Origin of the sequence: Roseateles sp. DB2, assembly GCF_051857535.1 — a bacterium.
GTDB lineage: Bacteria > Pseudomonadota > Gammaproteobacteria > Burkholderiales > Burkholderiaceae_C > Roseateles_B.
Genome location: NZ_JBPZGY010000005.1, coordinates 368,254 through 380,267 on the forward strand (window position 1 = coordinate 368,254; position 12,014 = coordinate 380,267).

Annotated in this window: 11 protein-coding genes; 2 read left to right on the forward strand and 9 right to left on the reverse strand. The window is 69.5% G+C overall.

All coding sequences use genetic code 11. The features are described from left to right. The first annotated feature begins 57 nt into the window (after positions 1–57). Entirely contained in the window at positions 58–486 is a 429-nt protein-coding gene (locus ACS5PK_RS11095) for a hypothetical protein (protein ID WP_439440292.1), read from the forward strand. Positions 487–499: 13 nt separating this feature from the next. Here ACS5PK_RS11095 and ACS5PK_RS11100 read toward each other — a convergent pair whose 3' ends face one another. Further along, positions 500–1,939, reverse strand: coding sequence for a serine/threonine-protein kinase (locus ACS5PK_RS11100; protein WP_439440293.1), 1,440 nt, complete (start codon positions 1,937–1,939; stop codon positions 500–502). An 18-nt stretch (positions 1,940–1,957) separates the two neighbouring features. After that, entirely contained in the window at positions 1,958–2,947 is a 990-nt protein-coding gene (locus ACS5PK_RS11105; protein ID WP_439440294.1) for an FHA domain-containing protein, read from the reverse strand. 237 nt (positions 2,948–3,184) lie between these two features. On the opposite strand from ACS5PK_RS11105, the gene ACS5PK_RS11110 reads away from it, so the two are divergent. After that, complete coding sequence (locus ACS5PK_RS11110) at positions 3,185–3,838, forward strand: hypothetical protein (RefSeq protein WP_439440295.1); 654 nt, start codon at positions 3,185–3,187, stop codon at positions 3,836–3,838. 15 nt (positions 3,839–3,853) lie between these two features. On the opposite strand, the gene ACS5PK_RS11115 is transcribed toward ACS5PK_RS11110, so the two are convergent. The 7 genes from ACS5PK_RS11115 to ACS5PK_RS11145 form a co-directional block, all read right to left on the reverse strand. Continuing rightward, a complete protein-coding gene (locus ACS5PK_RS11115; protein WP_439440296.1) occupies positions 3,854–4,651 on the reverse strand; it encodes a hypothetical protein in 798 nt (265 codons plus the stop codon). A gap of 51 nt (positions 4,652–4,702) precedes the next feature. Then, positions 4,703–7,465, reverse strand: a complete 2,763-nt coding sequence (locus tag ACS5PK_RS11120) for a bifunctional diguanylate cyclase/phosphodiesterase (protein ID WP_439440297.1) — start codon at positions 7,463–7,465, stop codon at positions 4,703–4,705. A 285-nt stretch (positions 7,466–7,750) separates the two neighbouring features. After that, positions 7,751–9,361: a flavin monoamine oxidase family protein gene (locus ACS5PK_RS11125; protein WP_439440298.1), complete on the reverse strand. Its 1,611-nt coding sequence runs from the start codon at positions 9,359–9,361 to the stop codon at positions 7,751–7,753. 2 nt (positions 9,362–9,363) lie between these two features. After that, on the reverse strand, positions 9,364–10,938 hold the full coding sequence (locus tag ACS5PK_RS11130; protein WP_439440299.1) for a polyamine aminopropyltransferase: 1,575 nt from the start codon (positions 10,936–10,938) through the stop codon (positions 9,364–9,366). 1 nt (position 10,939) lies between these two features. Beyond that, positions 10,940–11,236 (reverse strand): YciI family protein, encoded by a 297-nt coding sequence (locus ACS5PK_RS11135; protein WP_439440300.1) that lies wholly within the window; start codon positions 11,234–11,236, stop codon positions 10,940–10,942. Positions 11,237–11,259: 23 nt separating this feature from the next. Continuing rightward, positions 11,260–11,757: a GNAT family N-acetyltransferase gene (locus tag ACS5PK_RS11140; RefSeq protein WP_439440301.1), complete on the reverse strand. Its 498-nt coding sequence runs from the start codon at positions 11,755–11,757 to the stop codon at positions 11,260–11,262. A 12-nt stretch (positions 11,758–11,769) separates the two neighbouring features. Continuing rightward, a complete protein-coding gene (locus tag ACS5PK_RS11145; protein ID WP_269629857.1) occupies positions 11,770–11,994 on the reverse strand; it encodes a DUF350 domain-containing protein in 225 nt (74 codons plus the stop codon). Positions 11,995–12,014 lie beyond the last annotated feature (20 nt).

A 12,014-nucleotide genomic window follows, 5' to 3' on the forward strand; every position in this document is an offset into this window, starting at 1 on the left:
GGCCTACGCTGACTGGGCCCGGTCTTCGGGCGACTCTGAACCACTCAAGGAGAAATCATGCGTCCATCCATCGTCTCTTCCCTGGCCCCCGTCCTCGCACTGCTGCTGTGTGCTGCTGCGCAGGCCGACGGCACCAAGCCGGTGACCAGCGGCCCCGTGGTCCGCGGCGTGAACCTCGGCCCCAGGCCGGCCACGGCCAATCCGGGTGACCCGACCGGGCGGCAATGCGACTTCAGCAAGGAGCCAGTCAGCCAGGCGGGGCGCCTGGAAGGTGCCAGCGTGAACTGCGGGCCCGGTACCACCGTCCCGGCGCTGGTCGTGAACCTCGCGCCGCATCTCACCGCCTACTGCGTGATCGACAGTGCGCCGGTCAAGAGCGCACGCCTCCTGCAGGCTTCCAGGCCGGGCAATGCCACCCACTGCGATCTGTCAGGCATTACCCCCCAGGATGCGAAGCAGCAGTTTGGCCAAGCGTTCTGGCGCTGAGGCAGGGGCGGCCTCAGCGTCGCTCCAGCCGGCAGGCGTGCAGGCCCTCGACCTCCACGGCCTGCACGCCCTGCACACCCGAGCTGGCCTCCAGGTGTCGACAGTCCTGCGCCGGCAGCAGCACGGCGCCATGGGGCGCCTTGCCTGCCAGAAGCAGGGCCTTGTTGAGGGCGAGTCGCCAGGCCTGGTCTGGCGCCAGGTCTTTGTCCACGACGCAGACGGCGGCGCCTAGGTGCAGTTCCAGGCGCTGCCCGGCGGCCATGAGGTGCCCGCGCCGGACAGCGGCCGTGGCCAGGTTCAGCATGGCATCGATCGCCCGTGCCATGCTGGATTCCGGGCTCGTGCCGTCGCTCACGTGGAAGAGGCAGCGGTCACCCAGCGTGCCAGCGGGCTGGGCTCCGCCGCGGCGAAGGACGCTCTCGCACCAGTGCAGGAGTTCGCTGCGCTGGCTGTTGAGGGTGCCGAGATCCCAGTCGCCCGCCGGCGCCATGATCTGGAGGTGCGCGCACAGAGCCACCTGCCGCCGGGCGGCCGTCTGCTGCGGCGTGTCGGTCGAGGTTTCCGTCGGGGCTGCGAGCGCTCGGCCGGCCCGGGTCCGTAGGCGCCTCGTGCTGCCGGGCGCCATGGGCAGCCTGCGCAAGTCGCGATAAAGCGCCGCGGCATCGTGGCTGCGGCGGGTGCAGTCCTTTTCCAGCGTGCGCCGCAGCAGGGCCCCCAGCGGGTGCCGCTCCAGGGCTGCCGGCAGCACCACCGGGGCATTGCCAAGCTGCCAGCGGCGCGCTTCCTCAGCGCTCATGCCCTCGAGCACAGGGCGCCCCAGCAGGCATTCGGCAAACACCAGTCCCCAGGCGTAGAGGTCCGCCGTGGGCGATGGCGGCTGTCCGAGCAGGCGTTCCGGTGCGCTGTAGGCCGGCGTGCCTTGCCATGGCGCCGTGCGGTCTTTCGCGTGTCCGGCGGTGCCGAAGTCCAGCACCTTGGGATGCAGGCTGCTGCCGCTTGAGAACACCATGATGTTCTGAGGCTTGAGATCACCGTGAGAGATCCTTTGCCGATGCAGCCAGCTGAGCACGTCCAGCACGCGGCCCATCAGTGAGGCCGCCGTGCGCAGCGAGAGCGGCCCCTGGCGCCTCAGGTATTCGGACAACGGCGCTCCCGGGACATATTCGAAGACACAGAAGGGATGGCCGCTGTCTGCGGTCCCGAGATCCATCAGCCGCACGACATGCGGGTGATGCAGCGTCGCACACAGCCGGGCCTCCCGATGCAGGGCCTCTTGGGGGAGGTCCGGCGGGCGGGCTTGGGCGGCCGCCGGCATGCCGCGCGGGAACTTGAGGGCCACATACTGCCCAGTGCTGGTCTGGCGAGCCTTGTAGACGGTGGCAGAGCCACCGCGCCCGAGGAATTCGAGCGACTCATAGCCGCTGACGCCCGAGGGCAGAGGGTCCGGATGCACCGAGAGGCGGGCTGCGCATCAGCTCGACCGGGCGTCCGCCCACGGCGGGGTCTGGGGCTGGCGCCAGGGTTCGTAGCTGCCCTGCAGCGTCTGCCCCCGGTGCACCCGGCAGGGCAGTGCCTGCAGGCGAAGCGCGCCGCGTCGCCGCTCGACCAGCGTCGGAGGCTCCAGCGGGTGCGGAACGGCCTGTGCAATCTGCTGGCGCAGGCGGAAGAGCTGGATGTTCAGGTGGGGTCCGTCAATCCCGAGCATGGACGCGAGCCGGCCGTGCTCCACCCATCCCTGGGCCTCGCTGCTGACGCCGCGTTCCGCGTCCTGCATCCGCATGCGGGCCAGTGTCAGCAGGGTGTAGTGGTGGCTGCGCTCACCCAGATCCAGGACATGGCCGAAGTGATGGAGCTTGAGCCAGGCGTGCTCCTCATCCAGGCTGACCCGGAGCTCCAGCGCGGTGGGCCCTTCCAGCCCGATGCTTTCGCTGAGGCTGCCTGGGGTGACGTGGGGGTCCGTGCCAGACACGAAGCACCAGCGCCGGCCGCCCATGCGCACCTCCTCACCATCGGACAGAGGCTGCGCTCCTCGTGCATGGCAGCAGAGCCACTGACCCTGCTCGCCGAGCACGAGATGCAGCGTCTCCTGTAGCTCCTGCGGCAGGGGATTCGTGCCGCCCAGCAGCACGGGCACGCCGCCGTCCAGGGGCAGCAGCATGGGGGTCGGGCCTGAGAGGTCCTCGACACGCCAGCGCTGGCCGGCGTCTGCCGTGAAGCTCAGCAGGCTGCCCTGGCGCAAGGGCACCGGGCAGCCCGGCGGCACGCGGACGCCGTCGACCAGGCTGCCGTGGCGGCTGAGGTCCCGCAGTTCCCAGCGCTGACCAGTCCAGTGGATGGCTGCGTGCAGGCGAGAGGCGCCAGGGCTGTCGAGCAGGGTGTCCGACAAGGGATCTCGCCCGAAGACATGCTGGGCGCGGAGGTAGATGCTGCGTCCGCTGGCGCAATTGCTGAGCTTGGCCACGTGGAATCCGGTGTTCCTTGAGTCATGCGGGGGCCAGGAGCACTAACGGATTGCGTAAGTGCGCCGGTTCGAGAAGGAGCCGCACGTTAACGCCGGCAGGGCGAGGGGGGATCTGTCAGACATTACATTCCTGGCATCACTTGTAGATCCGGCGCCTGCGCTGTCATGGGCTGTCATTGCAGGGGTGTCTGAGCCGCTTCAGCATGGGCTCTCTTCTTGACTCACTGGAGAGCCTTCATGCCTGAACTGAGCAATGCACAACGCGCCCTGCTGGCGCCCCAGGGGGGCGAGCACCCGCGCGATGGCGCCATCGTCCCCACCTCGAACAATGCCCCCTTCGTGAACGCTGCCTGCTGGGGGTGGGCGCTGACGGGGGAGTACGAGCACGCCGACAACGCCTACACGGCGGTCACGATCTACAACTCGCCTCAAGGCGCGTTCCGATACAACGACCAGCAGGAGCCGATCGGCCTGAATCCGTACTTCTTCGCGACCACGGACCAGATCTTCGAGCAGACCGTGCCCTACCACCAGACACTCGCCGAGCACATCGATGCCGCCCTGGCGGGGGTGCAGGCTTCCCAGGACGCCTGCCGCGTGGCGCTGCTGAAGCTCACGGCCTGTGTCAACGGACATACCGTGCTGGACGACGACGGCTCGGATGTCTACACCCTGGTGATGAAGACCAGCAGCTGGCACGGCTGGGACCACTGGGCCCTGGGCATCCGTGGGCCCGGTGGCGGGGACATCACCTACCAGCAGAAGGTCAACGGCACGCCCTTGTCCTACAACTGCGGCGTTGTGTGGGATGAGCACCAGCCGCTGGAGACCGTCATCCGGCTGGATGGCCTGCTCCAGCCCCAGGTCGACATGCTGAACCGCGTGATCTGAACTCTGGCGTACAGGCTAGCGCCCGGCGCCCAGCAGCGCTCGGGCCGCCTCGATGCGCTGCGCCAGCGGTGCGGTGCCGTCGCGCATGACCTGCATCAGGAAGGCGGTGGCTGCTGCCCTGGGGTCTTCGGAGGTGCTGGGCGAGCCGCTCGAAGGGAGCGCTCCTGGGGCCTTGGCCACCGTGCTGGGGCTGGTGGGGAGTGCGGGTGCTGGTGCTGGTGCTGGTGCTGGTGCTGGTGCCAGCCTGGACAGTGCGTCCGCCAGGGCGCCTGGGGGAATCGGCGCCACGCTGGCCAGCACGTCGGCCTGTGCATCGGGCCCGGGGGCCATGTCGAGCCAGGGGCTGTCGCCGAAGACGGGGGCGAGGTCAGCGCTCACGAAGGCGGACCAGCGATCCGGCTCGGCCTGCGCCTGTGGTGGCAGGGCGATGACCTGCCGCGGGGCGGCCTCCCCGCTGCTGCATGTCTCTCCGGCCTGCAGGTGCAGACGAGGCGGCGGGACGTCCGGCAGGTAGCGCAGGCACAAGGCCTGCAGGAAAGCGAGGCCCTGTTGCGCTTCGATGGGCTCTGCCATCGGAAACCACAGCTGATAGCCGTCACGCCCCGATATGGCAATGGCAGGAGCCGGCAAGGCCAGTTCCTGCTGGACGCCCTGCCAGACCGGTGCCAGCGTCGACCAGCTCGCCGGGCGGGACAGCTCGATCAGCAAGGCGCGCGTGCGGCCGTCGGCCGCCTGCAGCGTGGGCACGGCGCCCTCTGGCGTGGTGCCGTGTGGGAGGAAAAGGCGTTGCCGCTGGGCATGGAGTCGGTTCATGGTGATGCGGGAAATCGGGGCCAGGGGCGGGGGCGGCGCGCAGGCCGTGCTTCAGGTGGGCGAGTCCGTGGCTCGGGCCATCACCCAGGCCTCGAATTCTGATGCCGGCGCCGGGCGGCTGAAGAGATAGCCCTGGTAATGCACGCAGCCCAGGGCCATCAGGGCTTCGCGCTGCGCCGCGGTCTCCACGCCTTCGGCGATCACGGTCAAGCCCATGCTGTCAGCCAGGGCAACGACCATTTTGGCGATGGCGGCATCGTTGGGGTCGACCAGGATGTCGCGTACAAAGCCTTGGTCGATCTTGAGCTGGTCCAGCGGCAGCCGCTTGAGGTAGGACAGCGAGGAGTAGCCCGTCCCGAAATCGTCCAGCGAGAAGCCCAGGCCCAGGCCCTTGAGCGCGTTCATCTTGGCGGTCACGTCCTCGATGTTGGTGGCCAGCATGCTCTCGGTCATCTCCAGCTTCAGCGTCTGGGCGCGGGCGCCGCTGCGCATGAGCGTGGTCATGACCTGTTCGACGAAGTCGCTCTCGCCAAACTGGCGCGCACTGACGTTGACCGACAGGCTCAGCTGCGACAGCCCCGGCATCGTGCGCCAGCGCGCCAGCTGCGCGCAGGCGGTCTCCAGTACCCATTGGCCCAGAGGCAGGATGAGTCCGGAGGACTCGGCCAGCGGGATGAATTCCGCCGGCGAGATCATGCCGCGGCGCGGGTCCAGCCAGCGCACCAGGGCCTCGGCGCCCACGACCCGGCCCTGGGCGTTCACCTGGGGTTGGTAGAAAAGCTGGAACTGCTGCTGCTCGATGGCCTCGCGCAGGCCTGCTTCCAGGGCCGCGCGGGCGCTGACCACCGACTGCATCTGCGGGTCGAAGAACTGCAGGGTGTTGCGCCCGGCCGCCTTGGCCTGGTACATGGCCAGCTCGGCGCGGCGCAGTGGCTCGGTCGGTGCTTCGGTGGCACCGTCGGACGGGTGCCCGAACAGCGCAATACCCACGCTGGCCGTGCGGTGCTGGGTGGACCCACCCAGCAGATAGGGCTGCTTGAGCGCCAGCAGCAACTTCTCGGCGACGGCCTCTGCATGGGAGGCGGTCTCCTCGCGCTGTCCGCTGAACTCGTCCAGCACGATGGCGAACTCGTCCCCACCCAGCCGCGCTGCCGTGTCGCCCTCCTGCACGCACTGGCTCAGGCGGCGAGCCACCTCCTGCAGCAGCAGGTCCCCCTGGTCATGCCCCAGGGCCTCGTTGACGGTCTTGAAGTCGTCCAAGTCCACGTACAGCAGGGCACCCAGGCGGTGGTGGCGCTGGCAGCCGATCATGGCCTGCTGCAGCCGGTCCATGAACAGGCGCCGGTTGGGCAGGCCGGTCAGCGGGTCGGAGAATGACAGGCTGTGGATGCGCTCCTCCGAGGCCTTGCGTTCGCTGATGTCGCGGGTGATGGAGAGGATGCAGGGCACGCCATCCAGGCTGATGAGCTGGGCCGAGATCAGGCCGGTCCACACGCGGCCGTCACGGGCCGTGAACTCGGCTTCCATATTGCTGCAGGTGCCCGTCTTCATGAGCGGCTGGATGAGGCGCTGTCGGTCCTCGGGGTGGCGCCACAGCCGGATGTCGTGCACCGTCTTGCCGGCCAGGCTTTCACGCGGCCAGCCGGTCAAGGGCTGGAAGCTGTCGTTGACCTCGATGAATCGGCCGGTGCTCAGCTGGGTGATGCACAGCGCGTCTGGACTGGTGCGAAAGGCGATGCGGAAGCGCTCCTCGCTCTGGCGCAGCCGGGCGTCGGCATGCATGCGCGCGTCCAGCATGGCGTTGAGCTCCCGGGCGATGGCCCGCAACTCGGCAGGCCCGGCCGGCTCGGCGCGCTCGTCGATCGCGCCAGCTCCCACGGCGGCCATGGTGCGGGAGATGGCCTCCACGGGGCGCGCGATGCGGCGTGTCAGCTGCAGTGTGACCAGGCCGACCAGCAACAGCAGGCTGGCAATGAAGCCCAGGCGCTGCCAGGCCAGTTGCACCACCGGCGCCATCACGGTGGCTTCATCAAGGGCCACGAAGACGATCCAGTCGCTGCGGGGCACGGGGCTGAAGGAGAACAGGCGCGGGATGCCCTCGAAGTCCGGCGCGGCCATCACGCCTTCGCGCTCGCGGAGCATGCGGGATGAGGTCTCGGGGTGGGCGGGCTTGCCGACGCGCTCCTCGGCCCGTTCGGAGCGCGCGATCACGACGCCGTCGCTGTTGATCATGCCGACGAAGGACTTGGGCGGGACGGTGCCTGCGGGCAGCAGCGGCCGGTAGTTGGCCAGATCTACGGCGAGACCGACGACACCGCTGATGGCGCCGTCCTCGCGCCGGATGGGATAGGCCAGGGTGGACACCCAGCGCCCGGTAATGAAGCCCTGGGCGGGCTTGCCCACGGTGAAGCGGCCACTGCGCAGCACTTCATTGAAGTAGAAGCGCGGATCCGGCCCGGCAGTGCGCCCCGGGAGCAGGCTTGTCGCGCTGCAGACCAGCTGCCCCGCTGCATCCAGCGTGAGCACATTGGCATAGGCCGGCTGGAATTGCATCAGCTCGCCCATGACGGGGTCGCAGCGCGTCCTGTCCAGGGCGCTGATGCCAGGGCGCTCGGCCAGGCGGCTCAGCATGCGTTCCGCCTGCGCCAGGAAGAGCTCGGTCTGTGCGCCATACAGCAGCTTCGCGGCCCCGGCCTGGCGATAGGCGGCGGCCAGGTTGGCCTTGTATTGCTGATGGGTGTCGTAGCCCAGCGAGATGACCAGTGCCAGCATGGGCAGGGCGACCACGCCCAGCAAGGCGGTGCGCATGGTCATGCCTTGCGGCTGCGCCGCAGGCGAACCCTTGGTGGCTGCCGCCGGGCCGGGTGCTGGGGGACTCTTCAGCGTGAACAAGATGCCGTCTCCATCAGGACGGCAAGCCTACCCCCAATGTGGTGCCCGCAAGCCAATGGGGGCGCCTCGCCACCTGTCTCCGTTCAGAATTGGCAGGCCTGGGGCAAAGCCTGTTGGTGTCACGCTGCAGTTCAGCGCTGCGGCGCAGCCGCTCCGGTCAGGGGGCTGGGGAGGCGGCAAGGCGTTCTGGCCGGCCCGGGGCGGACATCAAAGCGATCCCAGCAGGCGGCCGGCCACATGCCAGCCTGCGACGAAGGCCTCCTCGAAGACCGAGTAGGCGGCCAGGTCGCTGTGCGCGAAATGCAGGCGACCCTGGGGCTGGCGCAGGGCCTTCAGGGCCGCGCTGCCGCGCAGGCCGGGCACCGGGATGCTCATGGCATGGCCCCAGCGCATGAGGTCCATGCGTTGCAGCTTGCCCGCCAGGTCCGGATGCACGTCCAGCATGGGCGCCAACAGTTCCTGCGCCCAGGCGCTCCAGGGCGATGCCAGCAGCGCCGGGCGCTGCGACTGGGGCAGCGCCCAGTAGGTCGTCAGCACCGTTGGCCCTGGCGTGGGATCCAGTCGCTGGTGGCCGGCGTCCACATAGCCCAGTTGCTCGCTGCCGTAGATCACGTTGTCCCAGCTGAGCCCGGCCCCGCTGCGCTCCAGCAACGGGGCGGCGAGCTGCAGATTGGCCACCAGCCAGGGCGCGTGCGGCTGCAGGGCGACGGCCTCGCGCAGGGCTGGCGGTGCGTCGTCCAGCAGGCGGGCGGCCACGAACAGGGGGGTGGCCATCACCATCTGCTGGGCCTGCCAGCGCTCGCCGGCTTGCGAGGCCGCGTTCCAGACCAGCACCTCGGTCTGCTGCCGGCCCTGTTCGACGCGCAGCACCAGTCGGCCGGTCTGCAGACGCTCGGCCAGGGGGCGGGCCATCTGCCGGGTCAGCCAGGCATTGCCTTCGGGCCAGGTCAGCACGGCATCGCGTTCGTCGTCGCCCGCCTGCGAGTCGCCGCCGTGAAAGCCGTGGCGGCTGGCGAAGTAGTGCAGACCGGCCCAGGCGCTGACGGTGTCGGCGCCGGCGCCGTAGTCGTCGCGGCAGCAGTAGTCCAGGTACCAGCGCAGCTGCGCGTCATCCAGGCCCTGAGCATCCAGCCAGCGGGCGAAGGTTTGCGCATCCAGTGCGGCATGGGCGGGCGTCCAGGGCGCGCGGTGCGATGGCATGGCAAAGCCCAGGGTCTGGGCTTGCGACACGGCCTGCGCGAAGCGCCGGTACTGCTGGCGAGTGGCCGTGCCCTGGGCCGGCGGCAACAAGCCCTCGTGCCACTGGCCCTCGAAGAAGAGGCGCTCCTGTGGGCTGTGGCACAGGAACCGCTCCTCGTAGACCGTGCGCCCGCTCAGCTGACGGCTGACGCCCAGCTCCTCCAGCAGTTGCGCGACTTCAGGTGCCTGTGGACCGGGCGTGGGCAGGTAATGCGCCCCCAGCGGGCAAGCCTGCCCACCCATGCGGTGTCCGCGCGCATTGCCGCCGGCCTCGTCTTCCAGCTCCAGCAGGGCGAAGTCGCGGCCGGCCTGGGCCAGTCGGCGGGCGCAGGCAAGACCTGACACCCCACCGCCGACGATGAGGGTGTCAGTACGCCGCGGCACGGCCTCGCGAGCGGCGCGCATCAGGCGATCGCGCGTGCCCGCCTCGCGCAGCAGGTGCCCGCGGTCCGCATGGGCGCCCACCCAGGCGCCTTGCAGGGGCGGCTGCTCGCGGGCCGTGCAGCCACCCATCAGCATTGACGCGGCCCAGGCGGTGGATGAGGCGCCCAGCGTGGCCAGCAGCTCGCGGCGGCGCATGGTCAGTGCACCTTGCCCCACTCGGCCTCGAACTCGCGTACCAGGGCCTGGTTGGACAGGCGGTTGACCTCGGTCTCGACCCGGCCCATGTCCCCAGGGAAGCTCATCATCGTAGGCAGGCTGTCCAGCGTGAGGAAGCGCAGGCCCGGCGGCAGGCCTCGCGGCACGGCCCAGGGGCGGCGCGAGGCCATGACGAAGCCCCACTCGCCGAAGCTGGGCACGTGCGCGTGGTAGGGCGTGGTGGACAGCCCCACCGACTCCAGCGTGTTCACCACGGTCCAGAAGCTGCGGCGCGCGATGAGCGGCGAGGTGGTCTGCACCACGGCATAGCCGCCAGCGTCCAGGTGCTGGTCTATCAGCTGGTAGAAGCTGGTGGTGTAGAGCTTGCCCAGGGCGAAGTTGCTGGGGTCGGGGAAGTCGATCACGATGACGTCGAAGCGCTCCTCGTGCTGCTCCAGCCAGCCGAAGGCGTCGGCATTGACCACCCTCAGCTTGGGGTTGCGCAGGGCGTCCTGGTTGAGGCTGCGCAGCAGGGGAAGGGAGGAGAACAGCCGCGTCATGTGCGGGTCCAGCTCCACCAGCGTGACCGAGAGCACCGAGGGGTAGCGCAGGATCTCGCGCACTGCCATGCCGTCGCCGCCGCCCAGCACCAGCACCCGGCGCGGCGCGCCGTGAGCGGCCATGGCAGGATGGACCAGGGCCTCGTGGTAGCGGTACTCGTCCTTGGAGTGGAACTGCAGATTGCCGTTGAGGAAGAGCCGCACGCCGGCCTTGCCCTGCGTGACGACGATGCGCTGGTAGGCGCTGCTTTCCTTGATCAGGATGTGCTCGCCGTAGAAGCGGTCCTCGGCCCAGGTGGTGAGGCGGTCGGCGCCGGCCAGGCCGGCCAACAGCAGCAGGGCGGAGCCCGCGCAGGCCAGGGCATGCTGACGCCAGCCGCGCAGCTCGCCGCGGAACATCCACAGCGCCCAGCAGGCCACGGCCACGTTGAGCAGGCCGAAGACCAGGCCCGTGCGCACCAGGCCCAGCTGGGGCACCAGCAGCAGCGGGAAGGCCAGGGCCACGACCAGCGCCCCCAGGTAGTCGAAGGTCAGCACCTGCGAGACCAGATCCTTGAGCGCATAGCGCTGGCGCACCTGGCGTTTGATGATGCGCATCACCAGCGGGATCTCCAGGCCCACCAGGATGCCCACCAGCAGCACCAGGCCGTAGAGCAGGCTGCGGAAGACGAGCAGCTCGGAGGGCGGCAGCCAGCTGTGGGCCAGGAAGAGGCCGGCCGGCATGAGCCCGCCGATCACGCCCACCAGCAGCTCGATGCGCAGGAACTGCGCCACCAGCTGGCGCTCCACGAAGCGCGAGAGCCAGGACCCCAGGCCCATGGCGAAGAGATAGCAGCCGATGATGGTGCTGAACTGCAGCACCGAGTCGCCCATCAGGTAGCTGGCCAGGGCGCCTGCGGCCAGCTCGTAGACCAGGCCGCAGGCGGCGATCACGAAGACACTGGCCAGCAGCAGCAGCTCCTGCAGGCTGATGCGCTGGACGGCGGGCAGCGGCTCGTCGAGGGGCGCCTGGTTCATGTCAGATCGTCGCGCTCTGGCCCGGGAAGGCCTTGGACCAGTGCAGGATTTCCCAGCGTGCACGCAGGCCGGCCTGCGCGAAGGGATCGGCGGCGATCAGGGCCTGGACGGCCTCGCGGCTGGGCGCCTCGACGACCCACAGCGCGCCGAGGGGCGGCAGAACCGGATCTTCGCGCAGCGATCCGGCGACGCGCACCTGATCGGCATGCGCGGCCAGCCAGTCGAGGTGGGCTTGCATGTGCTCGTGGCGCAGAGGCAGGGCCTCCTCGCGGTCATGGAATCGGACGATGAAAAGCATGGGGACTGCGGTGGGCGCGGGATTCAGGCGGGCTGGGCGATCCGCCTCAGCATGGGGTGGTCCAGAAGCATGGCGGTGTCGATGCGCAAGGCCAGTGCCTGCGCGCTCTCCCGCGCGGTCGCGAAGCCCAGCCGGCGGTGCAGGGCCAGCGAGGCGGCGTTGGTCTTGTAGACGTGGCTGTGCAGCCCCTGCACACCCTCGGCCTGAAGGAGGGCCGCGATGGCCGCGAACAGCCGGCGCCACAGGGCGGCGCCGCGGTGCATCGGGTCGCTGTTGATCATGCCCACGAACCAGTCCCTGCCTTCTGTCTCAGGCAGGGGGCGCAGCAGCACGTAGGCCAGCAGGGCGCGATCGCGGGCGAGGCCCAGGAAGCGGGCGCCGGGCAGGGAGGCCTCCAGCTGCGCGCGGTGCTGCCCGCCGTGCCAGGTCTTGCCCGCCGCCTCGGTGTGGGTGCGCAGCGTGCGTTCGTCCAGCGCGGCCATGGCGTCCAACCAGGGCAGAGGGTCCTGCAGCAGCTTCAACGCGGCCCGCCCTCATCCATGGATGGCCGCCGCCACGATCTGCCCGATGGAGATGCACATGGCCGCCACCACCACGGCCAGGGCCATGTTCTTGTGCTCGACGATCTCTTCCCAGAGCTTGTAGGGGGTGAGCTTGTCGATGATGACGAAGCTGATCCAGAACACCAGCACGCCGACGATGGCGTAGAGGATGGATCCCAGCACGATGCCGGGCTTGAGGTATTCGAAGCCATTCATGAGGTGGTCGCCTTTCCAGT